Below are 23,833 nucleotides of genomic sequence, written 5' to 3'. Positions count from 1 at the left end.
CGCGATCCCCTTACGTCGCCGGCTGCATCGCGCCGGAGCCGACCTCGTCGGCGGCGCTCTGGCCGGCGCGCGTGCCGGTCTGCCAGATCGCGGCCTTGCGCTCGACCCAGCGGATCGCGGTGTTGAAGGCAATCGCCATGAACAACACCAGCAGCACGCCGGCGAACACGTGCGGGCTGTCGAGAATGGTGCGGTAGCGCGAGATCAGGTAGCCGATCCCGGCCGAGGAGATCAGCATCTCCGAGACCACCACGCCGACGATGACGAGCGCGCCGCCGACCCGCAGGCCCGACAGCACGGTCGGGATCGCGGCGGGGATGATGACGCGGACCAGCCGCTGGCTCAGCGTCGCGCCCATGCTGCGGGCGGCGAGCAAGAGTTGCGGGTCGATGGTCTGGATCCCGGCAGCGGTCGCCAGCATGGTCGGCAGGAAACCGTAGATCGAGGCGAAGGCGATCTTGGATTCCGAGCCGATGCCGAGCCACACCGTGAACACCGGATAAAGGATCACGAGCGGGACCGCATAGAGGCTCGAGACCATCGGCATGATCAGAAGACGCGGGCGCGGCAGGCTGCCGACGACGGCGCCGAGCAGGATGCCGCCGCCGCAGGCGAACGCCATCGAGACCGCGACCTCGTAGAGCGTCACCGCAAGCGCATGGCCGTATTCGGCGGCCTCGTTCCAGCCGGCGAGCAGCGTGGACGACAGCGACGGCAGGAACAGTTCGGGGATCAGCCCGGTGCGCGGCAGCAGCTCCCACAGCACGAGCAGGCCGATGATGATCAGATGGCGAAGTGCTTTCGCGCTCATCATCGCCTCACGCCGATTTGCGGATGTGTCGCCAGATGCGGTCGCGCAGCGCGCCGAAGGCATCGCCGCTCAGCATCTCGTAGGTCCGCGGCCGCGGCAAATTGACCTGCAGCTGGTCGACGATGCGGCCGGGCCGCGGCGACATCACGATCACCTCGTCGGCGAGGTAGACCGCCTCGGTCAGGCTGTGGGTGACGAATACGACCGTCTTGCCGGTGGCGGCCCAGATCCGCAATAGCTCGTCGCCCATCGTCATCCGGGTCTGCTCGTCGAGCGCAGCGAACGGCTCGTCCATCAACAGCACGGGCGGATCCTGCACCAGGCCGCGTGCGATCGAGACGCGCTGCTTCATGCCGCCCGACAGTTCGTGCGGGTGGCGTTTGCCGAAGCCTTCGAGGCCGACCAGCTTGAGCGCGTCCTGCGCCTTGGCCCGGCGCTCCGCCTTGGCGACGCCGCGCAGCGCCAGCGGAAACTCGACATTGTCTTCGGCGGTCAGCCACGGAAACAGGCTCGCCTCCTGGAACACGACGCCGACGCGGTTCGGGTCTGGCTGCGGGATCGGTGCGCCGTTGATGGTGATGGTGCCCGAGGTCTGCGCGCGCAGCCCGGCCATCATCATCAGCAGCGTGGACTTGCCACAACCGCTCGGGCCGACCAGCACGACGAAGCGCCCCGGCTTGATGTCGAGCGAGACGTCTTCCAGCGCGACGACGTCCTGGGACTTCGTCCGGAACACCTGGCCGACATTCCTGACCTCGATCGCGCCGGCGCGCGAGGCAGGCTTCAACGGTGTCACGTTCGCCAATGGCTGCATCGTGTTTCCACCCATCTGATCAGTTCATTGAAGGTCATGGCGATCACGGCGACCATCACGACGCCGGCGAGCAGCTGCTTCATCTGGAAATTCTCGCCCCAGGTCGCGATCTGGTGGCCGATGCCGTCGCGCGAGGCGTACATCTCGGCGAGGATGACGCCGGTGAGGTTGAAGATCATCGAGATCCGCAGCGCTTCCAGCAGCACCGGCAGCATGCTCGGCAGATAGACGCGGAACGCGGTCTGCGTGCGCGTGGCGCCGTAGGAGCGGGCCACCGTCAGGTGCTCGACCTTGACCGATTCCACCGCCGTCGTGGTCGACATGATCACGATGAAGATGGTCGAGAAGAAGCCGAAGCCGACCTTCTGGGCGAAACCGACGCCGAACACCAGGATGAACATCGGCAGGAAGATCGATTTCGGGATGCTGAAGGCGAAGAACAGCAGCGGCTTTGCGACATCGGCAAAATAGCGGTTCTCCGCGATCAGGAACCCGATCAGTGCACCCATCGGCACCGCGAGCGCGAAGGCGGTCAGCACCTCGGTCGCGGTCACCAGAAGGTCGGTCCGGACGCTCGACCGTTGCAGGAGGTCGCCGAGCGTGAGCAGCGTGTCCGATGCCGACGGCAACAGGCGCGGATTGACGAGCCCGGTCCGCGACAGCATCTCCCACAGCGCGAAGATCGCGACCACGATCGCGATCCGCGCGAGCTTGATGGTCAGGGTGGCCTGCATGTTATGGCTTGGTCGGAACCGGCTTGAACCTGGTCGAGATCACATCCTCGGCCGGAACGATGTCCTTCAGCCCGCCGAGCTTGGCGAGATCGAGCGACAGCTGCACCGCTGCCGGCACATTGGCCGCGCCCATGTTGCCGTCGGTCTCCAGCTTCATGATGGTGTTGTCATATTCCATCGCGGCGATCTCGGCCGGCATCTCGTAGAGGTCAGCGATCAACTTCACGGTGACGTCGCGGTTGGCGCGCATGAATTGCAGCGCGCCATAGAGCGCATTGACGGCCTTCTGGACCACCTCCGGCTTGGCTTCGGCGAACTTGTCGAGCACGATCCAGCCTGCGGTGAGGTTTGGCGGCGCCGCAGTCGCATAGTCGAGGATGGTCTTCGCCTCGCCCGATTTGGCGACCTGGAAGCTGAGCGGCGAATAGACCACGGCGGCGTCGACATTGCCGGCGAGCAGGTTCGGCACCAGGCCGCCGCCGCCGACCGGCACGCGGGTGAAGTCGATCTTCCTGTCCTGGATGGTCCACAGCGCCAGCAGGTCCGAGCCGGACCCCGCCGCGGTGATCCCGACCTTCTTGCCGTTGAGATCCTTGACCTCGAGCGTCGACTTGGCCGGCACCATCAATTGCCAGCCGAAATTGCCCATCGCGGCATTGGCGACGATGCGCGACATCACGCCCTTCTTGCGGCCGGCGGACACCAGCGACGGCGGATCGAGGATGATGTCGGCTGCTCCCGCGGCCATGCCCTCGAAGGTCTCGGCGCCGCTGCGATAGATCGTCAGCTCGGCCTTGATGCCTTCCTTCTCGAACAGCTTCTGCCGCACGGCGGTCTCGGCGATCGTCGTCGGCCAATAGGTCTTGGTGGGCAAGCCGACGCGGATCGTGTCGGCCGCGAAGGCCGGGCCGGCCAGCACGGTGGTGGCGATCAGGGTTGCCAGCGCACAGCGGCGCGTGATGTTCATGGTTCTGTTTCTCCCGGATATCGATTGTTGTTGTTTTTCGGCGTGTATCGTGCCGCAGGATCAGGTGGTGGCGTTGACCTCCGCAATGCGCGGAGCGGCGAGCTCGACGAATTCCATGGTGGTGCTGAAATGCACCGACAAAGCGCGAACCGCCGCATCCGCATCGCGCGCGAATACGGCGTCCACGATCGCGGCATGCTCGGCTTCGACGTCGCGCGGCCGGCCGACCTCGCGTCGGATCGACAGCCGCCGGTAGCGCTCGCTCTGCTCGTGCAGCACGTCGCGGAAGCCGAGCAGCCATTGCGAGCCGCAGGCATTGACCAGCGCGCGATGGAAGATGCGGTGGCGGACCACCCATTCCTCGTAATGCACGGTGGGATCGTCGGGAAACCGATAGGGCACGGCCTTCAGCGCTTCCCAGGCCGCCGCGACCGACGACAGCCAGGCCTCGTCGCCGCGCTCGATCGAGCGCCGCAGCGCAAGTCCCTCGATGTCGATCCGCGTCTGCGTGACGTCGGCAAGGTCGGCGAGCGAGACCGGACAGACGCGGAAGCCGCGCTGATCCGAGGCTTGTACCAATCCGTCCGCCACCAACCGCGACAACGCCTCGCGCACGGCGGCAAGGCTGACCGAGAACTGCTTGGCGAGGCCGGCGATGTGCAGCTTCTGGCCGGGAAGCAGCCGCGTCGACAGGATGTCGGCCCGCAGCCGCTCCTGGACCGCCGATGTCAGGCTTCGCGGCCCGTCGCCGCCCAAGCCCTCGCGAAAACTCAACCCGATGTTCATGGCCGGCAGACTGGCCGACGGTCTTGTGGCCGTCAATCGAAAATCGATTTTTTTAGACACTCTCGATATTCATATGAATGTATACTGAACGGCGTCAATCTTGGCCTTTATCGCCGGATATTGCCTCGTAGAAGCATATTATGTATACAGAGAGGATGCATTAGGGAGGATCCAGTGCCAAAACCCTTTCCGATGAACGCGTGGTACGCGGCCGGCTGGGATGCCGAGATCAAGCACGCGCTGTTGCCTCGGACGATCTGCGGCAAGCACGTCGTGATGTACCGGACGGGCGACGGCGAGGTGGTGGCGCTGGAGGATGCCTGCTGGCATCGCCTCGTGCCGCTCTCCAAGGGCCGGCTCGATGGCGATGCCGTGGTCTGCGGCTATCACGGCCTGAAATACAATGCGCAGGGCCGCTGCACCTTCATGCCCTCGCAGGAGACGATCAACCCGTCGGCCTGCGTGCGCGCCTATCCCGTCGTCGAGCGCCACCGCTTCATCTGGCTCTGGATGGGCGATCCCGCGCTTGCCGATCCCGCGCTGGTGCCCGACATGCACTGGAACCACGATCCGGCCTGGGCCGGCGACGGCAAGACCATTCACGTCAAATGCGACTATCGCCTCGTCGTCGACAATCTGATGGACCTGACGCACGAGACCTTCGTGCACGGCTCGAGCATCGGCAATGATGCGGTCGCCGAGGCGCCGTTCGACGTCACCCATGGCGAGAAGACGGTCACCGTGACGCGCTGGATGAAGGGCATCGAGGCGCCGCCGTTCTGGGCCAGGCAGCTGCAGAAGCCGGGCCCGGTCGATCGCTGGCAGATCATTCGCTTCGAAGCGCCGTGCACCGTCAACATCGACGTCGGCGTCGCGCCGGCCGGTTCGGGCGCGCCGGAGGGCGATCGTTCGCAGGGCGTCAACGGCTATGTGCTGAACACGATCACGCCCGAGACCGAAAAGACCTGCCATTATTTCTGGGCCTTCGTCCGCAATCACCGCATCACCGAGCAGCGGCTGACCTCGGAAATCCGCGACGGCGTCGCCGGCATCTTCCATGAGGACGAGATCATCCTGGAGGCGCAGCAGCGGGCGATGGACGAGAATCCGGACCGGGTGTTCTACAATCTCAACATCGACGCCGGCGCAATGTGGGCGCGGCGCGTCGTTGACCGCATGGTGGCGAAGGAAAATCCGCCGCAGCAGCTCCAGGCTGCCGAGTAGGCGAGGGGGCGGGCCATGACGGAACGCGAAACCGATCGTTCAGTGTCGCAGACCGTGCGGGCGCAGCTTGCGCTGCGCGACCTCGTTCTCTCCGGCGGCCTGCGGCCCGGCGAGCGCATCTCGGAGCTGCAGGCGGTCGAGTTCACCGGGGTGTCGCGCACGCCGGTGCGGATGGCGCTGGTGCGGCTGGAAGAGGAAGGCCTGCTGGAGGCGATCCCTTCCGGCGGCTTCATGGTCAAGGCGTTTTCCGAGCGCGACATTCTCGATTCGATCGAGCTGCGCGGCACACTGGAGGGCCTGGCCGCGCGCTTCGCCGCCGAGCGCGGCGTCTCGTCGCGCGATCTCGAGCCGCTGAAGGAATGCCTCAACGAGATCGACGGCCTGGTGCGGCAGGATCCGATTTCGGTCGAAGCCTTTTCGTCCTATGTCGCGCTCAACGCGCGCTTCCACGCGTTGCTCACCGAGCTGTCGCGCAGCCCGCCGCTGATCCGGCAGATCGACCGCGCCTCGGCGCTGCCATTCGCCTCGCCGAGCGGCTTCGTGATGGCGCAATCGGCCTTGCCCGAGGCGCGCCAGATCCTGCTGATCGCGCAGGATCACCATCGCATTGTGGTCGACGCCATCGAGAACCGCGAGGGCGCGCGCGCCGAGGCGATCATGCGCGAGCATGCCCGGCTTGCGGCACGCAATCTGCGGCTGGCGCTGCGCAACCGCAGCCATCTCGATCTGCTGCCGGCGCTGGCGTTGATCAATTCGGCAGCCGGCTGAGCGGAGAACGCCATGCGATTCATCGAGACCTGGACATCCGCCACGCTGCTCGCTGTGCGCGACCTCACGCCCGGCATCCGTGAATTCCTGCTGCGGCCGGACGATTTCACGGGTGCGCCCTATCCCGTGGGCAGCCATATCGATGTCGGCGTCACCATCGAAGGCCAGCCGCAGACCCGCTCCTATTCGCTGGTCGGCGAAGCCGATCCGCAAGGCTACCGGATCGCAGTTCGGCACGCAGCGGATTCCCGCGGCAGCTCGCGCTACATGTGGTCGCTCGCGCCGGGGGCGCGGCTCAACATCACGCTGCCGACCTCACTGGTGCAGCTCGACTGGACGCGGCGGCAGTATTGCCTGATCGCGGGCGGCATCGGCATCACGCCGATCGTCGGTGCGGCACAGGGGCTCGCCCGCCGCGACGCCGGCGTGACGCTGCACTATGCCGTGCGCACGCGCGGCGATGCGGTCTATCTCGATACCCTTGAGCGTGCGCTCGGCGACCGCCTCACCGTCCATCCCGGCGACGAGGGCGGGCGGCTCGACCTCGTGCGCGTCTTTTCGGCGCTGCCGCAGGATACGATGACGCTGTTCTGCGGTCCGATGCGGATGCTGGACGCGGCGCGGCGCGCCTGGGAGGCATCCGGCCGTCCGCTCTCCGATTTGCGCTACGAGACCTTCGGATCGAGCGGGCTGCTGCCGACCGAGCCGTTCCGCGTGCGGCTCAGGGGCCAAGGGACCGAACTGGGGACCGAGTTCGTCATCCCGCGCGACCGGTCGATGCTGGACGTGCTCAACGAAGCCGGTCATGAGGTGATGAGCGACTGCCGGCGCGGCGAATGCGGGGTCTGCGCACTCGACGTGGTCGATGTTGACGGCGAGATCGACCATCGCGACGTCTTCTTCAGTGACCATCAGAAGCGGGAGAGCCGCAAGATCTGCGCCTGCGTCTCGCGCGCCCGCGGCACCATCACGGTCGATACCCTGCATCGGTCGGACGCGCTCTAGAGCTTCGGTTCTGATTGGATCAGAACCGAAGCTCTAGATTCTAGTATTGACGCGTTTTCTTCACGCGAACCGGTGTCCACTTCGCTCGAAAACGCTATGAGCGGCCGAGCGTCGGCGTTCGATCAGGGCTACGCCGCGTGCACCGAGTGCTGCGGATTGTGATCGAGCAGTGCGGAAATCTCGCTGCCTGACATCGGTCGCCCGATCAGATAGCCCTGGACCTCGTCGCAGCTGGTCTGGCGCAGATATTCGAGCTGATCCGCGGTCTCGACGCCTTCGGCCACCACGCCGATCCGCAGCTCCTGCGCGAGGCCGATCACCGATTTGACGATCGCGGCGCAATCCGGCTGGGTCAGCATGTCCCGGATGAAGGATTGATCGATCTTGATGCGGCTGAACGGCAGCTTGCGCAGATAGGTCAGCGACGAGAAGCCGGTGCCGAAATCGTCGAGCGCGACCGTCAGGCCGAGCTCGAGCAGCGCGTGCAGGATCGCGGGCGCCGACCCATATTTCGAGATCAGCATCGACTCGGTGATCTCGATCTCGAGACGGTTCGGCGCGACATTCGCCTCGGCCAGCGCGTCGACGATCGTCTGCAGGATGCCGACGTTCTGGAACTGGACCGCGGAGAAATTGACCGCGATCCGGACGTCGTCCGGCCAGCGCGACAGCATCGCGCAGGCACGGCGGACCACCCACTCGCCGAGTTGGTGGATCAGTCCGCTTTCCTCGGCGATCGGGATGAAGACGGTGGGCGGGATCAGGCCGCGCGTCGGATGCTGCCAGCGCAACAGCGCCTCGAAGCCGGTGACGCGGCCTTTGCGGATGTCGAGGAACGGCTGGTAGACCAGAAACAGCTCGTCCGCCTCGATGGCGCGCTCGAGATCCCGCTGCAGGGCACGGCGGTCGCGCGCCGACTGGTCGTCGCTGGCCTCGAAGAAGCAGATGGTTCCGGGAGCGGATTTCTTCGCCCGGTAAAGCGCGATGTCGACATGCTTGAGCAGATCGTGGGACGTGCTGCCGTCCCGGGGAGCCAGCACGATGCCGATGCTGATCGTCCGGTTGATCTCCAGCCCATCGATCGGAAATGGGTCGGCAAAGGCCGCGACGAACCGTTCGGCGATCGCAAACGCGTCCTCGGGCCTCGTCAGATTCGACATGATCAGGGCGAACTCGTCGCCGCCGATCCGTGCGACATGTTCGGCCGCGCGCGTGCAGCGCTGCAACCGGGCCGCCACCTGCACCAGGAACTCGTCACCTGCCGGATGGCCGAACCTGTCGTTGACCTCCTTGAAGCGGTCGAGATCGAGCAGCAGCACCGCGAATTCCTCGCCGGACCGCGCCAGCCGGTTCAGTGCGCCGTTGAGCGCCTCATTGAAGGCGACGCGGTTCGGCAGATGCGTCAGCGGATCCTGCCTCACCGTCCGTTCGGCCTCGTGCTGGGCGATGATCCGCCGCCTGAACTCGAACGCGTTGAGGAAGACGCCGCGCAGCAGCACCGAACCGTAGACCAGGACGAGCACGGCCATCAGGAGGTAGACGAAATCGCCGTCCCGGCCGAGGCAGATCGCGGTGCCGACGAAGATCGGTGCGGTGAAGGCAATCGCGGCGATCGGGATGGTGGAGAACGCGAAGGCGCCGCCGGCCAGCATTCCGGCGCACAGGCAGGTGATGACGAGCTGGGCACCGCTCGATGCGTTCGCGAAGAAGGCGACCGGGACGACGCCCCAGGCCGTCCCGAGCGCCAGCGCATTGCGCACCAGCCGGTACATGGTTCGGCGCGACACGAATTGCGGCTTGGCGATGCGGCGCGCTGCCCGCGCCTGCAAGCCGAAGAACAGCGCCGCGCTGCCGACCGCGGCCGCCCACACCAGCGCAAAGGCCCAGTCCGGCGATTGCCACAGCGCAATCGCCAGCACCAGCGCGTTGCAGGCGTTGGCCAGCATGATGCCGAAGGAATAGCCGAGCACGAGCGAGACCTGTTCGGCGCGGATGTGGCCGGACAACACTTCATCCGCCGGTGGTGCACCGAAGGCCGCGAGGTCGCCCGCGAACAGGGCCGCGAAATATGATCTCAGATGGGTACGCATCACTACGTTGCCTGCCCGGTTTGGCCATGGCGCCGTGGCGAAGAATTCTCTGCAAACCTTTGACAAACTATGAACTATTGGAACGGACCGTGTCACGGCAGGCCCCTCCTTCGGTTCCACCGGCGGGCATTGCTAACAAATCGATACAAATGCGTGAGGCGAGGTCACGGAGCGGCAAAGCTTGCCCGACGCTGCGCTGCTTGATCCCCCGCGGGTTTTTCGCAATGAGTCGGGTTCCCGCGAACGGAAAAAACCAGAAGGTGCGCATGAGCCTCCCGATCACGAACCACGATCCCGGGTTCCGGATCACGCGGGCCAGCCATGTCGTCCTGACCGTGCGTGACCTCGCGGCGAGCCGGCAGTTCTACGAAAAGGTGATCGGGCTGATCCTGACCGCGGAGGAGGGCGGCGCGCTCTATTTCCGCGGCGTCGAGGAGGCCTGTCATCACAGCCTTGTGTTGCGCAAAGGCGGCGCTGCCTGTGCGCGGCTCGGCCTGCGGGTGTTTCAGGACGATGACCTCGACCGCCTCAAGGCGTTTTTCGAAGCGCAGGGCTGCCGGGCTGGTTGGGCCGAAGTGCCGTATCAGGGCCGCACCCTGCATGCGACCGATCCGGCCGGCACGCCGCTGGAGTTCTGCGCGACCATGCCGGTCGAGCCGCGCATGATCACCAAATTCACCCGCCATGCCGGCGGCTCGGCGTTGCGGCTCGATCACTACCAGGTCCTGACGCCCGAAGTGCGCAAGGCGTGCGAGTTCTATACCGCGGCAGGCTTTCGGCTCAGCGAGTATATCGCGCCGGCTGATACCTTCGATCTGCGCGGCGTGTTCCTGCAGCGCAAGGGCAATCCGCACGACATCGTGTTCTTCAACGGCGCCGGACCGCGGTTGCACCATTTCGCGTTCCTCGCGCCCGAGGTTCATCATCTGCTCAACGCCTGCGATGTTGCCGGCGAGCTCGGCTATGGCGCGGCCGTTGAACGCGGCCCCGGGCGCCATGGGCCGGGACATGCGATGTATGTCTACATGCGCGATCCCGATGGGCATCGCGTCGAGCTGTTCAACACGCACTACCAGATCATGGACATCGAGAACGAGCCGGTCGCCTGGGATCCGTCCGACCATACGATCTCGTTCCCGTGGGGGTTGCCGGCGCGGCAGGCCTGGTTCGAGGAGGCGACGCCGTTCGAAGGGATCGCGATCCGCGAACCCGAGGTGAAGCCGAAGCCGCTGACGCTCGAGAGCTACCTCGCGAAGTAGCATGTCAATGCCAGCCGACAATCCCATCCATGACGTGGCCATCGTCGGCCTCGGGCCGGTCGGCGCCATCTTCGCCAACCTACTCGCGAAATCCGGCTTGAGGGTCGCAGTCGTCGAGCGCGTTGCCGACATCTACGACAAGCCGCGCGCGATCACGCTCGACCATGAAGCGCTGCGCGTGCTGCAGGCGATCGGGCTTGGCGATTTCATGGAACAGGCGATCGCACCGCATAATGGCTCGCACTATCTCGGCGTCGACGGCGAGATCATCAAGATCTTCGACCCGATGCCGCCGCCGTTTCCGCTCGGCTGGATTCCGAACGTGACCTTCGTGCAGCCGGACCTCGAGCAGGCGCTGCGCGACAGGCTCACCGACTATCCGCATGCCGGCATTTTCCTTGCGGCCAACGGCGTGGAGCTGCAGCAGGGCGACGGCACGGTGACGCTGACCGCGCGCCGCGAGTCCGGTGAGGAGTTCCTGATCCGCGCGCGCTATCTGGTCGGTTGCGACGGCGCCAACAGCTTCGTCCGCAAGCAGCTCGGCATCGGTCTGGACGACCTTGCCTTCGATGAATGGTGGATGGTGGTCGACACGCTGACCAGCGATCCCGCCAGGCGGCCGGCCAAGAGCTTTCAGTATTGCTGGCCGTCGCGTCCCGGCACCTTCGTACCGGGTCCGCGCAATTTGCGGCGCTGGGAGATCAAGTTGCTGCCCGGCGAGGATCCCGAGGCGGCCGGCGCACCCGACAACGTCGTGAAGCTGCTCAAGGGTTTCACCGATATCTCCGACCTCACGATCTGGCGCTCGGCGGTCTATCGCTTTCACGCGCTGCTCGGCCAGCGCTGGCGCGACCGCCGCGTGCTGCTGATGGGCGATGCCGTGCACCAGACGCCGCCGTTCCTCGGGCAGGGGCTGTGCGCCGGTATCCGCGATGCGGTGAACCTGGCCTGGAAGCTCCGCCTTGTGCTGCGTGGCGACGCGGGCGATGCGCTGCTCGACAGTTACGAGATCGAGCGCAAGCCGCATGTCCGCGCCGTGGTCGCCAGCGCCAAGGAGTTCGGCAAGATCATCGGCGAGCTCGATCCGGTGGCCGCCGTCGAACGTGACGTGCGGCTGCGCGCCGACCTGAAGGCCGGCAAGGCCGAAACCATCAGGCAGAAATTCATCCCCGATCTCGTCTCCGGCCTGATCGCGCACGATGCTGCGCTTGCCGGACGGCTATTCGTGCAGCCGCATGTGCGTGCGCCGGATGGGCGGACGTGCCGGCTCGACGATCTGCTGAAACCGGAATTCGCGATCGTAACGACGGCGGCGGGGCCGACGGCGTGGCTGTCGGACGCGTCCTCGAGCGCCTGGCAGCGTCTGTCAGGCGAGCGCGTCGTCATCACTGCGTCAGGCGAAAGCAGCGATACCGACGGTCTGCTGAGCGTGGTGGAGCGCGACGGGCTGTTCGCCGAATGGATGCGACAGCACGGCGCCGCGGCGGTCATCGTGCGGCCCGACCGTTACGTGTTCGGCGCCGCAGGGAACGCCGATGAGCTCAATATGCTTGTCGGGCAACTGCTCCAGAACCTCAGCGCAGGGCACTAGCCTTTTCAAGCCGGCGCTTTGTCTGTACCACCGGAAGAAAGAGATTCCGGGGGAAACCAGTGAACAACAATCATGATGCGGCGGAGTATGATTACGTCATCGTCGGCGCCGGCTCGGCCGGCTGCGTGCTCGCCAACCGCCTGAGCGCTGACGGCAAGCACTCGGTGCTGCTGCTCGAGGCCGGACCGAAGGACAGCAACATCTGGATCCATGTCCCGCTCGGCTACGGCAAGCTGTTCAAGGAAAAATCCGTCAACTGGATGTACCAGACCGAGCCGGAGCCCGGCCTCAACGGCCGGCAGGTGTTCCAGCCGCGCGGCAAGGTGCTCGGCGGCTCCAGTTCGATCAACGGCCTGCTCTATGTGCGCGGCCAGCACGAGGACTATGACCGCTGGCGACAGCGCGGCAATGCCGGCTGGGGCTATGACGACGTCCTGCCCTATTTCAGGAAGGCGGAGGATCAGCAGCGCGGCTCCAACAAATATCACGGTGCCGGCGGCCCGCTACCGGTGTCGGATTGGCGGCATCACGATCCGCTGTCGGAGGCCTTCGTGCATGCCGCAGCCGAAGTCGGCATTCCCACCAATCCGGATTTCAACGGCGCGGCCCAGGAGGGCGCGGGCTTCTTCCAGACCACGACGCGGCGCGGCCGGCGCGCCTCGACGGCGCGGTCCTATCTGCGGCCGGCGTTGACGCGCGGCAATCTACGTATCGAGACCTCGGCGCTGGCGCAGCGCATCCTGTTCGACGGCAGGCGCGCGAACGGCGTCGCCTACAAGCAGGATGGGCAATCGCGCAAGGCCAGGGCGCGCAAGGAGGTGCTGGTGTCGAGCGGCGCGTATAACTCGCCGCAATTGTTGCAGCTCTCCGGCGTCGGCCCCGCCGATCTGTTGAAGCAGCACGGCATCGACATCGTGCTCGATGCGCCCGGCGTCGGCAACGATCTGCAGGATCACTTGCAGGTCCGCATCGTCACGCGCTGCGCGCAGACCGTCACGCTGAACGACGTCATCAATCATCCCGTGCGCCGCGTCATGGCGGGCCTCCGCTACGCCGCGCTGCGCAAGGGGCCGCTGACGATCGCCGCCGGAACCTCCGGCGCGTTCTTCAAGACCAGCCCGCGGCTTGCCTCGCCCGACATCCAGATCCACTTCCTGCCGTTCTCGACCGACAAGATGGGCGAGAAGCTGCATCCGTTCTCGGGCTTCACGGCCTCGGTCTGCCAGCTGCGTCCGGAGAGCCGCGGTTCGCTGAAGATCAGGAGCGCGGACCCGGGCGTGCCGCCGGAAATCCGCATCAACTATCTGGCGACCGAGACCGATCGCCGCGCCTTCATCGACGGCATCCGCATCCTGCGCAAGATCCTGGCCGCGCCGGCGCTGAAATCCTATTCGGTGGGCGAGGTCGATCCCGGCGCCAAGGTGGTCAGCGACGACGACCTGCTCGATTTCTGCCGGCGCACCGGCAGCACGGTCTATCATCCGACCTCGACCTGCCGGATGGGCAACGATCCGCTCGCGGTGGTCGACCAGCAGCTCAAGGTGCGCGGCATCGAAGGTCTGCGCGTGGTCGATGCGTCCGTCATGCCGGACCTGATGTCGGGCAATACCAATGCGCCGACGATCATGATCGCGGAGAAGGCATCCGATATGATTTTGGAGGACGCGAGGTAGTCCACCGCTCTTCAGTCCGTCACCCTGAGGAGCGCGTAGCGCGTCTCGAAGGGTCGACGGCCCCAATGTTTCGACGCGCGGCCCTCTTCACTCGTGGCCACAGTCGGGCCGTCGACCCTTCGAGGGCCGCTGAAGAAGCGGCCACCTCAGGGTGACGGTGACAGGGCAGTGTTACGGGCCTCAGCCCTTATACGCGCGCACCCGTGCGACCATCTGCTCGACATGGGCGATCGGCGTCTCCTGCAGGATGCCGTGGCCGAGATTGAAGATCAGCCGCCCCTTGCCGAAGTTCTCCAGCACATCGTCCACCGCGCGGTCGAGCGCGGCGCCGCCGGCGATCAGGGCCAGCGGATCGAGATTGCCCTGCACCGCGACGCGGTTCTGCACGCGCTCGCGGATCATTGACGGCTCGGTGGCCCAATCGATCGAGACCGCATCGACGCCGGTTTGCTCGACATAAGCCGGCAGCAGGCCTGCCGCGCCGCGCGGGAAGCCGATGATCCGGGCACCGGGGACCTGCTTGCGCACCCCGGCCACGATGCGCCGGGTCGGTTCGATCGACCAGCGGGCGAACTCGCGCGGCGGCAGCACGCCGGCCCAGGTGTCGAAGATCTGCAGGCAGTCGGCGCCGGCCTTCAACTGGCCGACGAGATAGTGGATCGAGTTCTCGACCAGCACGTCGATGATCTTGGCGAACGCATCCGGATGGCGGTAGGCAAGCATCCGCGCGGGTGCCTGGTCCGGCGTGCCCTGTCCGGCCACCATGTAGGTCGCGACCGTCCACGGCGCGCCGCAGAAGCCGATCAGCGCGATCTCGGGGGCGAGTTCGCGACGGACGCGGCGCAACGCTTCAAAAACCGGCTCGAGCTTGTCGAAGTTGGCATGGGTCGAGAGCGTCGCGATCTCGCCGGGCGTTGCCAGCGGATCGAGCCGGGGTCCTTCGCCGGCCTCGAACCGCACCGCGCGGCCGAGCGCATAGGGGATCACCAGGATGTCGGAGAAGATGATCGCCGCGTCGAAGTTGAACCGGCGGATTGGCTGCAGCGTGATCTCGGTTGCGAATTCGGGCGTGAAGCAGAGATCGAGGAAGCCGCCGGCCTTTGCGCGCAGCTCGCGATATTCCGGCAGATAGCGGCCGGCCTGGCGCATCATCCAGAGCGGCGGTACGGCTTGCCGGTGGCCCGACAGGAGGTCGATGAGCGGCTGCTTGGTGGGATCCTGGGGCACGCGGATGGTTCCTGATCACGGTCAAAATTTGCGCCCCTGATACACGCTGCAGCGCAATGGGCCAAGGCGGTTCTGGAACCCCCCTTTGCGTGGCCGCGTTGTCCCCGCGAATGGAGGGACGACATGGCCGATAAATTCGATCCTGCCCCGCACGACAAGCATGCCGAGAAGCCGCACGAGGCGCAGGCTGCCGACCGCAAGGCTCGCACCCGGCTGAAGGAGGGGCTCGAGGATACCTTCCCGGCCTCCGATCCCGTCAGCGCCACGCAGCCCGCGCCCTCGAAGCACGACGGCAATCGGGACAATTAGCTGGTATATCCCAGCGGCTGCTAACCACGATGCCACGTGAGCTCAACATGCGGCGACCTATTTGCCGCGGAGCGATGGCTCGGAGCGACCGGGCCCGTCGGCGTACCCTGATTACCGGGATAAACTAGACGGGGCCGCTTGCGGGGCGCTGCATCCGGTCAGTTTCGAAGGTCACGCCGAGCCGCCGCTCCAGGCGCCAGGCCACAATGCAGTGCCGCCGGATCGGTTCGCTCTCGATCTCGAGCTCGAACGCGAGCGGGATTGCGACGTCGCTTTCCACGGCGAGCCCCGCGCCGCCGGTCGAGAGGTTGAGCACGAGACATCCGACACTGGTGTTGCGGAAGAAGATCGTCCCGCGCTTCAGCAGGATCGTTCGTTGGCTGTCGGTCTTGTATCTTGTTGTTGTGCTCACGGCAGTCTCCTACCCCCGATGTGATGCCCGTCGCGATCGGTCCCCTCAAGCGCGATGGTCGTGCTTTCGCTGCTTGTTTGAGCATGATCTCCGCGCAAACGCTTTGCGTTTGTCGCGACGGAAAACCGCTTCGCACTTTTCCGGATCATGCTCTAGTTCACCAGCACGGCGCCGTCGCAGCGGATGCCCAGCACCCAGACGTCGACCTGGCCGAGCCCGATGCCGAGCGTCGCGAGCAGCGACGCCAGCACCTGATCGACTGAGCTCGTCACGCCATTCAGGATGCTCATGACGAGTGCCCCCAGTCCCGGGATCGGCAGCCCGAGCGGGCCGAGATTGATGGTCAGCGAGAGGTCGCCGAGCAGGCTTCCCGTCAGCGATGAAAGGAAGTTGGTCGTCGTCACCGTCTTTTTGGTGCCCGACTGGATGTCGCTGTAACTGAAATTGACATTGGTCGGCGTGGTGTTGCCCATGCCGGCATGGGCGCGGCCGGTGACGGTGGCGAGACCGAGGTTGACCAGTGTCGCCGGCGGCGGATTGGGCTTGGTCGTGAAGTTGGTCATGTCGGCGACCGTGACGTTGCCGATCCATGCATCCACGATCCCCGGCGTCACGCCGATCGTGACCTGCGAGGTGTTGATGTTCGGGTGGCCGCAGGACACCGCGTTGAGCGTCGCGGTACCCGAGGCGACCTCGACATAGACCGGGAGATTGATCGCGGACACGCTGCCGGAGCCGAGAACATTGATCGTCGCCAGGATCCTGGTCTGTGCGGTGTGGACGCTCACACCCTGGGTGCCGATCGCGATCCAGCTCGAGCCGACCGGGCGCTCGCCGATCGTTGCGATCACGGAGACGTTGGCGATGCCCGGCAGGCCGAGATTGATCGAGGTTGCGATCTGATGGTTGCCGTTGGCGATCTGCGCCACCGTGGAAATCAGGTCGAACACCGAAACGCTGGCGCCGACCTTGGGTTTCTGCCCCACCGTGAGATTGGCGAAGGGACCGAGGTCGACCAGCGTGCCCGGCGAGATCTTGGTGGTGGAGCCGGTGACGGCCTGGGAGATCGTCGACAGCGCGGTGGTCGCGGCGTTGGCGCCGTTGGTGATCTGCTGTGTGGTCAGCGCGGACGCGACGATGTCGCCGACCTTGATGTTGCTGCTCAGCAGGTCGCTATAGGTGACGCCGGTCAGGTTGACCCGGGTCGCCAGTGCGGACAGGAAGTCCAGCGCGTCGATCTTCGCGCTGATCAGCGCATTGTAGTCCATCACCGAGAGCGACAGCGTGGTGCCGAGCATCGAGCCGAGCAGCGCATTGAGCGCGCCACCGTTGACCGAGAGCAGCCTCGACCCGATCGCGAACGAGGCCATTTCGGTCGATGTCGCCGTGGCGGTCGTCTTGATGGTGAAGCTGCTCGCGCCGGTCAGGTAGCGCGCGAAGTAGAGCGGGGTCTGGGTGTTCAGCGTGACCCGCGCGGCGTTGGGAGTGCCAACCGCCGGGGTCACGAAACGGGCCTGCGGCGCGATGGCGCTGTTTGCGGTGTAGGTTCCTGTCTCGACCTTGACCAGCGCGCTGGCCGGGTACTTGTTCTGCGTCACGGTCGCGGTGGCGGCGTTGACCGGATTGTTCAGGTTGGCGGCGGCGACGATCGCGGCGAGATCGGCGGTGCTCTGCGTCTTGCGCCGGTCGGCGAAGATCGTGCCGAGATCGATGGCGAGCCCGGCGCACCCGATCAGGAGCGTCATCAGGCCGGCGCTGATCATCGCGAAGTTTCCTCGTTCGTCGGCGCCAAAGCGCCGCATCAGCATGAGGACGCCTCTCATCCTAGAATCCCCCGTACTGAATCGCCGCGGAGCGGACGATGGTGCTCGCCGGGGCGGGGACGAAGGGCAGCTTGTAGATGAAGTTGCCGGCCGCGTTGTAGTTGACCGTCACGACGTAGACGTTGGCATTCGATGGAGACGGCGCGGCATTGACCGTGAGGTTGCCGGGGACGAGCAACGGATAGGTCGACGCGTTGGCGGTGACGTAGTTCGTCGCGAGGCTGTTGCGTTCGGTGTCGGTCATTCCCGCGATGGATGACCGCGCCGCTTCGGCGGCGAGTTGCTGAACGCCATGCACCATGGCGAGATACGAGCCGAAGACGATGATGCCGAAAATGAAGGCAAGAAACAGCGGCAGCATCAGCGCGAATTCGACGGCAGACGCACCGCTTCGGCAGCGAAAAAACCTGGTCATTGCAACACACCTCGAAACGCCGACTACGACGTCACGTTGCGAGGCTTTGATTAAGGAAAACTATGAAAACGCTTTCGCGAATCAGCGGCGCCAATCCAGACTTATCGGGTCAGTGAAACGTTATGGGGCGATCAGAATATTTGATGCGATATCCGCAAAAACCCGGAGCGTGGTGCAGTTGACGTGCTGCGGCGTGTGGAGATGCAGTTGTCGGATACCGTGATAAGCGGGGCAATGCACGTAACAATACATATGGCCTGCAATATCAGTGCTTTGGCGGTAATTGTACCTAAACGAAAGTGCAACCAAATGTTAGTATAGCTTGATCACATACTGTGGAGATTGGAATTGCGTCCCCGCTGAGATTGGAGGGCTCGCGATGCATAGACCGCGTCAGCATTTGAATATTCCTACTGAAATCGTTCGCACCGTCGTTGCGATCGCCGAGACGGGCAGCCTGTCGAAGGCCGGGGAGCGTCTCGGCCTCAGCCAGCCGGCGATCAGTTCGCAGGTCAAGCGACTGCAAAGCCTGATTGGTGGCGCGCTCTTCGTCAGAACCGCAAACGGCACCACGACCACCGATCTCGGCAAGGTCGCCGTGCAGCAGGCGAGGCGCATCCTCGAAGCCAACGATCAGCTGCTTCGGCTCGGCGGCAATCATGAAGGACCGCAGCCGTTGCGGCTGGGAATCAGCACGATGCTCGCCGAGGAATTCCTGAAGCTGCATCCATCCGATGCACTCGCCGACGTTCTGCTTCACGCCGACATGTCACCGGCCGTGATCAGGGGATTGATCGACGGCTACATCGACATCGCGTTCGTCTACAGCAACCCTTCGCTGGAGAACGAGGACGAGGTGACGATCGCCGCGGAGGCCGACGAGCGGTCGGTGTGGGTGCGATCGCGCGATTTTGTGCTGCGGCCGGGCGCCCCGATTCCGATCCTGGCCTGGCCCGGTGACGACTGGATGATCCGGACGCTCACCAAGCACAACATCACGTACAAGATCGTGTTCCGGAGCCCGAACCACCAGCTGCGTCTGGAAGCCGCACGGGCCGGATACGGCCTGACGGCGTGCCCCGAGCGGATGATCCCGTCCTCGCTGATTTCGGCGAAGGACTATTATCTTCCGGAGCTTCCGGTGCAGAAGCGCCTGCTGTGCGTTCGCCCTGGTCTCGAAGGCAGCCGCGCCACGGCGATGGTGCAACGGTTGTCCAGCCTGTTCTTCAGCGGCGCGAAGCCGATGCGTCAGGTGAGCAACATGTAGCCGGTGCTGCCGCGGTCCGGCAGCACCGGTCAATAGTGCGGTGGGCGCTCGTTGGCGGGGCCGGGCGCATGGCGTTCGGCCTCCTGAAGCCGGTCGCGCAACTCGGCGATCTGGCGCGTCAGCGCGTCGATCTGCTTCCATTGTGCCGTGATGGTCTGGTTCAGCGTCTCGATGGTTTCGTCCTGATAGGTCAGGCGGACCTCCAGCGCCTCGATCCGCTCGCCCAGCTTTGCCGTGTCATTCATGGACGGCAGCCTCGCAGGGGGCACCCGCGCGCTCCACGTCGCTCGCAAGCGCTTCCGCACGCTCGCGCAGGCCGTGGCCGAGCGCGACACGCTCGTCGAACACAAAACAGTCGCCGCGCCAGCGGCTGTCCCGCTGCGGCGTTTCCTCGAGATATTTCAGGATGCCGCCCTTGAGGTGATAGACCTCGGCAAAACCTTGCGCGAGCAGATAGGCGCTGGCCTTCTCGCAGCGGATGCCGCCGGTGCAGAACATCGCAATCCTGCGGTGCTTCGCCGGATCGAGGTTTTGCGCTGCAAATTCCTTGAATTGACCAAAGCTGGCGATCTTGGGATCCACCGCGCCTTCGAACGTGCCCATCGCCACCTCGAACGCGTTACGGGTGTCGAGCACCGTGACGTCAGGCGCGGCGATCAGCTCGTTCCAGTCGGCGGCATCGACATAGGTGCCGACCTGCCGCGTCGGATCGACCGTGGTGTCGCCGAGCGTGACGATCTCCTTCTTCAGCCGCACCTTGAGCCGCTGGAATGGCATTTGCGCGGCTTCGGAGAACTTCAGCTCGAGATTGTCGAGGCGGCCGCCGAACAGCGGCCCGCCCCTGAGCTCCGCAACGAAGTCGTCGATGCCCTGGTCGGTGCCGGCAATCGTGCCGTTGATGCCTTCATGGGCGAGCAGCACGCTGCCCTTGAGATCGAGCCCGGCGCAGAACGCGCGCAGCGGCTCGCGCAGCGCGCGGAAGTCCGGCAGCGCGGCGAACTGGTAGAAGGCGGCGACCTTGAAGGGCATCGCCGGGGTTTATCAGGCCGCCCGGGCCGGCGAAACCCGCAAAGCCATGCATTGTCGGGATAATTCCCCTGGCATGCCAGGCATTGCTCAGCCGGGGATGAGTGTGCCATGTACGTGGCATCATCCGCCGCAGCCGCATCAGACCATCACGATCAAGCGAGCACTCCGTCATGAGGAATTTCCATTTTGCCGGCCGTTCCACGGTCCACGCCCAGAACGCGATGGTGGCGACGTCGCATCCGGAGGCGGCGCTCGCGGCCATCGAGGTGATGCGCGAGGGCGGCACGGCGGCCGACGCGGCGGTTGCAGCCTGCGCGCTGCTCGGCGTCATCGAGCCGCAATCGACCGGCATCGGCGGCGACTGCTTCGCGCTGATCCAGCCGCGGGGAGAAGGCAAGATCACCGCCTATAACGGCAGCGGCCGGGCGCCGATGGCGGCGACCGCCGACTGGTATCTCGAGCGCAAGATCCATTCGGTGCCGCTGACCTCCGCACATGCGGTCAGCATTCCCGGCGCGGTCGATGCCTGGGACGTGATCCTGAAGGACCACGGCAAGTTCGGCTTCGACCGGCTGCTGCAGCCCGCGATCAAGGCCGCCGAAGAGGGCTACGTGGTCGCTCCGCGTATCGCCTTCGACTGGAAGAACGGCTTCGAGAAGCTGAAAAACGGCACCAACACCGAGCGCTATCTGTTGCCGCACGGCAAGCCCGCGGTTGCCGGCGACGTGATCCGCCAGCCCGAGCTCGGCAAGACGCTGCGCGCGATCGCGCAAAAGGGCCGCGACGCCTTCTATAGCGGCGAAATCGCCGCCGACATGGTCGACACGCTGCGCGGCATCGGCGGCCTGCACACGCTCGAGGACTTCGCCGCGCACTCGACCGAGGCGACCTCGCCGATCGGCACGATGTACAAGGGCTACGACGTCTGGCAGTGCCCGCCGAACGGCCCCGGCATCACCATGCTGGTCATGCTCAACATCCTGTCGCGCTTCGACCTGACGAAGTTCAAGCCGCTCAGCATCGAGCGCTTCCACCTCGAGGCCGAGGCGGCACGCATCGCCTACATGATGCGCGAGCAGCATATCGGCGATCCCCAGCACGTGCATGTCGACGTTGCCGGCATCCTCGCCAGGGAATTCGCCGAAGAGCACATCAAGAACATCCGCATGGACCGGCTGCTCGAACTGCCGAACGTTGCGCCGCCGATGAATCCGTCGACGGTCTACATCACGGTGGTCGACAAGGATCGCAATGTCTGCTCGTTCATCAATTCGATCGCGCATTCGTTCGGCTCGGCGATCGTCTCCAACAAGACCGGCGTCCTGCTGCAGAACCGCGCCGGCGGCTTCCGCATCCAGCCCGGACATCCGAATTGCATCGCACCGGGCAAGCGTCCGCTGCACACCATCATCCCGGCGCTGGCCACCAGGAACGGCCGTGCGGTGATGCCGTACGGCGTGATGGGCGGGCAGTACCAGCCGGTCGGCCAGACCCGTGTGCTGACCAACATGCTCGACTATGGCTGCGACATTCAGGAAGCCATCGATATGCCGCGCGGCCTGCACTACGAAGGCGTCTACCAGCTCGAGGACAGCGTGCCGGCGGAGATCGTCGAAGGCCTGAAGAAGATCGGTCACAAGACCACCAGCGTGGTCGCGCCGCTCGGCGGTGGCCAGGGCATCTGGATCGATTGGGACAAGGGGACGCTGACTGGCGGCTCCGATCCGCGCAAGGACGGTTGCGCGCTCGGCTATTGATTGTCGCGGCCGGCGAAGCTCGGCGGAAGGAACAAGATTTTGTCGCGAGGGTTGGTGCTGAAAGCCCATCCCCGCGAGGTCCGCCATCCGCACCCTCGATTCAGACGAGACCGAACAGGCCGATCTGCGTGGCGGCTCTCCACCCTGGCGTGCGGCGTCGAAGCGTCCGCCGCCGCTCGCTGAAAATCTCTCCTGCGATGCGCTGATCGTCGGCGCCGGCATCACCGGTGCGCTGGTCGCAGAGCGGCTGACGCGTCAGGGGCTCGACGTCGTCATCGTCGATCGCGAGCATCCAGGCCACGGCAGCACCGCGGCGAGCACCTCGATGCTGCTCTGGGAGATCGATCGTCCGCTGGTCGAGCTGGCCGCGATCTACGGCTTCGAACGCGCCGTCCGCGCCTACCGCGCGAGCCTGGCGGCGGTAACCGGCCTGCTGTCGTTGGTCCGCAGCACCAACATTCCGAGCGAGATCAGGACCAAGCGCTCGCTCTATCTGGCGACCGGAAGCTCCGCGGCCGAATTGCGCGACGAACACCGGCTGCGCAGCCGCGCCGGCCTGCCCGGCGACTTCCTCGACCACGGCCAGCTGCTCGAGATATTCGGCATGGCGCGCGCCGCCGCGATCGTGTCATCCGGCGCGGCGGATGCCGATCCGCTGCAACTCGCCCACAGTCTGCTCAGGCTCGCGGTCGCCCGCGGTGCGCGGTCGTTCGATGCCGAAGCCACAGCCTTCGACCCGGCAGGCGCGGCGGTCACGGTCGGGTTCGACAATGACCGCGAAATCGCCGCGAGAGCCGTGGTGCTGGCGACCGGCTGTGCGATGCCGGACATCGTTCATTCCAGGGTCCAGGCGGTGTCCTCGAGCTGGGCGATCGCAACCGCGCCGCAGCCGCAGAACATCTGGAAGGACGGTGTGCTGATCTGGGAGTGCGCGAAGGACTATCTCTACGCGCGCACGACGCCGGAAGGCCGCATCATCGTCGGCGGCGAGGACAGTGACGAGATCATCGAGCCCGACGCACGCGACCGCCTGATCCCGCAGAAATCGCGCGCGCTGGCGAAACGCCTTGCCGCGCTATGGCCGTTTGCCGAAACCGAGATCGATTATCGCTGGGCCGGGACGTTCGATACCACGCGCGACGGCCTGCCGCTGATCGGCCCGGTGCCCGGTGCGAAGGGCGTCTATGCCGCGTATGGCTATGGCGGCAACGGCATCACCTTCTCTTATCTGGCGGCGCAATTGATCGGCGATCTGATCGCAGGCGCGTCGTCGCCATTGCTTGACGATTTTGCGCTGGACCGCGACGGCGGCATGGCCGGTCACTGAAAAATGGCTAGGGATTTGGCCCGCGCTGGGCTAGAGACGGCCGTCCTTCACGAGAGGTGCAAGATGCGATCTTCCCGACGCACGATCATCAAGACTGCGTTCGCCGGCCTTGCGGCGGCAGTCTCCACGTCCGTTGTCAGCGGGACGGCAACGGCCCAAACTGCAGGAAAGCCCATGACCACAGCTTCAGGCCTCCAGATCATCGACAGCAAGGTCGGCACCGGCGCCTCGCCGAAGACCGGCCAGACCTGCGTCATGCACTACACCGGCTGGCTCTACGAGAACGGCCAGAAGGGCAAGAAATTCGACTCCTCGGTCGATCGCAACGAGCCGTTCGAGTTTCCGATCGGCCAGGGTCACGTGATCAAGGGCTGGGACGAGGGCGTCGCCACCATGAAGGTGGGCGGCAAGCGCACCCTGATCATCCCGCCGAACCTCGGCTACGGCGCGCGCGGCGCCGGCGGCGTGATCCCGCCGAACGCCACGCTGATGTTCGACGTCGAACTGCTTGGCGTAAAATAAGCCGATGGGCGTCAAGTAACCGG

Annotated in this window: 24 protein-coding genes; 11 read left to right on the top strand and 13 right to left on the bottom strand. The window is 65.5% G+C overall.

All coding sequences use genetic code 11. The annotated features are described in order from the left end of the window. Nucleotides 1-10 precede the first annotated feature (10 nt). Genes AC1VNY_RS15845 through AC1VNY_RS15825 form a run of 5 tightly spaced genes read right to left on the bottom strand, consistent with a single transcriptional unit; the run spans nt 11 to nt 4,148 of the window. On the bottom strand, nt 11-811 hold the full coding sequence (locus tag AC1VNY_RS15845) for an ABC transporter permease (protein ID WP_482405851.1): 801 nt from the start codon (nt 809-811) through the stop codon (nt 11-13). A gap of 7 nt (nt 812-818) precedes the next feature. After that, nucleotides 819-1,625 carry an ABC transporter ATP-binding protein gene (locus AC1VNY_RS15840; protein ID WP_482405850.1) on the bottom strand — a complete coding sequence of 269 codons (807 nt, stop codon included), beginning with the start codon at nt 1,623-1,625 and terminating at the stop codon, nt 819-821. Beyond that, nucleotides 1,604-2,359, bottom strand: coding sequence for an ABC transporter permease (locus AC1VNY_RS15835; RefSeq protein WP_482405849.1), 756 nt, complete (start codon nt 2,357-2,359; stop codon nt 1,604-1,606). The genes AC1VNY_RS15840 and AC1VNY_RS15835 overlap by 22 nt, the downstream gene beginning before the upstream one ends. Nucleotide 2,360: 1 nt before the next feature. Beyond that, nucleotides 2,361-3,326: an ABC transporter substrate-binding protein gene (locus tag AC1VNY_RS15830; RefSeq protein WP_482405848.1), complete on the bottom strand. Its 966-nt coding sequence runs from the start codon at nt 3,324-3,326 to the stop codon at nt 2,361-2,363. 60 nt (nt 3,327-3,386) lie between these two features. Further along, nucleotides 3,387-4,148: a GntR family transcriptional regulator gene (locus AC1VNY_RS15825; protein ID WP_482405847.1), complete on the bottom strand. Its 762-nt coding sequence runs from the start codon at nt 4,146-4,148 to the stop codon at nt 3,387-3,389. A gap of 138 nt (nt 4,149-4,286) precedes the next feature. On the opposite strand from AC1VNY_RS15825, the gene AC1VNY_RS15820 reads away from it, so the two are divergent. Genes AC1VNY_RS15820 through AC1VNY_RS15810 form a run of 3 tightly spaced genes read left to right on the top strand, consistent with a single transcriptional unit; the run spans nt 4,287 to nt 7,109 of the window. Continuing rightward, nucleotides 4,287-5,336, top strand: coding sequence for an aromatic ring-hydroxylating dioxygenase subunit alpha (locus AC1VNY_RS15820; RefSeq protein WP_482405846.1), 1,050 nt, complete (start codon nt 4,287-4,289; stop codon nt 5,334-5,336). 15 nt (nt 5,337-5,351) lie between these two features. Further along, nucleotides 5,352-6,104, top strand: coding sequence for a GntR family transcriptional regulator (locus tag AC1VNY_RS15815; RefSeq protein ID WP_482405845.1), 753 nt, complete (start codon nt 5,352-5,354; stop codon nt 6,102-6,104). Nucleotides 6,105-6,116: 12 nt separating this feature from the next. Next, nucleotides 6,117-7,109 (top strand): PDR/VanB family oxidoreductase, encoded by a 993-nt coding sequence (locus AC1VNY_RS15810; RefSeq protein ID WP_482405844.1) that lies wholly within the window; start codon nt 6,117-6,119, stop codon nt 7,107-7,109. 128 nt (nt 7,110-7,237) lie between these two features. Here AC1VNY_RS15810 and AC1VNY_RS15805 read toward each other — a convergent pair whose 3' ends face one another. Next, nucleotides 7,238-9,199 carry a putative bifunctional diguanylate cyclase/phosphodiesterase gene (locus AC1VNY_RS15805; protein WP_482405843.1) on the bottom strand — a complete coding sequence of 654 codons (1,962 nt, stop codon included), beginning with the start codon at nt 9,197-9,199 and terminating at the stop codon, nt 7,238-7,240. Nucleotides 9,200-9,465: 266 nt separating this feature from the next. Here AC1VNY_RS15805 and AC1VNY_RS15800 point away from each other — a divergent pair, with 266 nt between their 5' ends. From AC1VNY_RS15800 to AC1VNY_RS15790, 3 genes are read left to right on the top strand one after another with little or no spacing between them, the layout of a single operon-like run. Further along, nucleotides 9,466-10,458, top strand: coding sequence for a VOC family protein (locus AC1VNY_RS15800; protein ID WP_482405842.1), 993 nt, complete (start codon nt 9,466-9,468; stop codon nt 10,456-10,458). A 1-nt stretch (nt 10,459) separates the two neighbouring features. Next, complete coding sequence (mhpA, locus tag AC1VNY_RS15795; protein ID WP_482405841.1) at nt 10,460-12,049, top strand: bifunctional 3-(3-hydroxy-phenyl)propionate/3-hydroxycinnamic acid hydroxylase MhpA; 1,590 nt, start codon at nt 10,460-10,462, stop codon at nt 12,047-12,049. Nucleotides 12,050-12,108: 59 nt separating this feature from the next. Next, nucleotides 12,109-13,722, top strand: a complete 1,614-nt coding sequence (locus AC1VNY_RS15790) for a GMC family oxidoreductase (protein ID WP_482405840.1) — start codon at nt 12,109-12,111, stop codon at nt 13,720-13,722. Nucleotides 13,723-13,902: 180 nt separating this feature from the next. Here the strand turns inward: AC1VNY_RS15790 and hemE are convergent, their stop codons facing one another. Continuing rightward, nucleotides 13,903-14,949: a uroporphyrinogen decarboxylase gene (hemE, locus tag AC1VNY_RS15785; protein WP_482405839.1), complete on the bottom strand. Its 1,047-nt coding sequence runs from the start codon at nt 14,947-14,949 to the stop codon at nt 13,903-13,905. Between the two features lie 123 nt (nt 14,950-15,072). Between hemE and AC1VNY_RS15780 the strand changes: the two genes are divergently transcribed. Then, nucleotides 15,073-15,258 carry a hypothetical protein gene (locus AC1VNY_RS15780; RefSeq protein WP_028333252.1) on the top strand — a complete coding sequence of 62 codons (186 nt, stop codon included), beginning with the start codon at nt 15,073-15,075 and terminating at the stop codon, nt 15,256-15,258. Between the two features lie 124 nt (nt 15,259-15,382). Here the strand turns inward: AC1VNY_RS15780 and AC1VNY_RS15775 are convergent, their stop codons facing one another. From AC1VNY_RS15775 to AC1VNY_RS15765, 3 genes are all read right to left on the bottom strand, one after another. Continuing rightward, a complete protein-coding gene (locus AC1VNY_RS15775) occupies nt 15,383-15,670 on the bottom strand; it encodes a PilZ domain-containing protein (protein ID WP_482405838.1) in 288 nt (95 codons plus the stop codon). Nucleotides 15,671-15,822: 152 nt separating this feature from the next. Then, the gene (locus tag AC1VNY_RS15770; RefSeq protein WP_482405837.1) at nt 15,823-17,493 is read right to left on the bottom strand and encodes a pilus assembly protein TadG-related protein; all 1,671 of its coding nucleotides are present in this window, start codon (nt 17,491-17,493) and stop codon (nt 15,823-15,825) included. Nucleotide 17,494: 1 nt separating this feature from the next. Beyond that, the gene (locus AC1VNY_RS15765) at nt 17,495-17,908 is read right to left on the bottom strand and encodes a TadE/TadG family type IV pilus assembly protein (RefSeq protein WP_028338572.1); all 414 of its coding nucleotides are present in this window, start codon (nt 17,906-17,908) and stop codon (nt 17,495-17,497) included. Between the two features lie 379 nt (nt 17,909-18,287). On the opposite strand from AC1VNY_RS15765, the gene AC1VNY_RS15760 reads away from it, so the two are divergent. Continuing rightward, nucleotides 18,288-19,175 carry a LysR family transcriptional regulator gene (locus AC1VNY_RS15760; protein WP_482405836.1) on the top strand — a complete coding sequence of 296 codons (888 nt, stop codon included), beginning with the start codon at nt 18,288-18,290 and terminating at the stop codon, nt 19,173-19,175. A 29-nt stretch (nt 19,176-19,204) separates the two neighbouring features. On the opposite strand, the gene AC1VNY_RS15755 is transcribed toward AC1VNY_RS15760, so the two are convergent. After that, nucleotides 19,205-19,420 carry a SlyX family protein gene (locus AC1VNY_RS15755; RefSeq protein WP_038382484.1) on the bottom strand — a complete coding sequence of 72 codons (216 nt, stop codon included), beginning with the start codon at nt 19,418-19,420 and terminating at the stop codon, nt 19,205-19,207. Further along, nucleotides 19,413-20,204, bottom strand: coding sequence for an oxygen-dependent tRNA uridine(34) hydroxylase TrhO (gene trhO, locus AC1VNY_RS15750; RefSeq protein WP_482405835.1), 792 nt, complete (start codon nt 20,202-20,204; stop codon nt 19,413-19,415). Before trhO ends, AC1VNY_RS15755 begins: the two co-directional genes overlap by 8 nt. Before the next feature lie 170 nt (nt 20,205-20,374). Here trhO and ggt point away from each other — a divergent pair, with 170 nt between their 5' ends. After that, complete coding sequence (ggt, locus tag AC1VNY_RS15745; RefSeq protein ID WP_028338576.1) at nt 20,375-21,961, top strand: gamma-glutamyltransferase; 1,587 nt, start codon at nt 20,375-20,377, stop codon at nt 21,959-21,961. 100 nt (nt 21,962-22,061) lie between these two features. Here the strand turns inward: ggt and AC1VNY_RS15740 are convergent, their stop codons facing one another. Next, on the bottom strand, nt 22,062-22,262 hold the full coding sequence (locus tag AC1VNY_RS15740; RefSeq protein ID WP_482405834.1) for a hypothetical protein: 201 nt from the start codon (nt 22,260-22,262) through the stop codon (nt 22,062-22,064). On the opposite strand from AC1VNY_RS15740, the gene AC1VNY_RS15735 reads away from it, so the two are divergent. Both AC1VNY_RS15735 and AC1VNY_RS15730 read left to right on the top strand, forming a co-directional pair. After that, entirely contained in the window at nt 22,194-23,288 is a 1,095-nt protein-coding gene (locus tag AC1VNY_RS15735) for an NAD(P)/FAD-dependent oxidoreductase (RefSeq protein ID WP_482405883.1), read from the top strand. The genes AC1VNY_RS15740 and AC1VNY_RS15735 overlap by 69 nt on opposite strands. A 63-nt stretch (nt 23,289-23,351) precedes the next feature. Next, nucleotides 23,352-23,810: an FKBP-type peptidyl-prolyl cis-trans isomerase gene (locus tag AC1VNY_RS15730; protein WP_028333243.1), complete on the top strand. Its 459-nt coding sequence runs from the start codon at nt 23,352-23,354 to the stop codon at nt 23,808-23,810. Nucleotides 23,811-23,833 lie beyond the last annotated feature (23 nt).

Source organism: Bradyrhizobium ferriligni, from assembly GCF_056837965.1.
The sequence above is the reverse complement of the archived record's forward strand: the minus strand, read 5'-3'. Positions and strand labels throughout refer to the sequence as shown.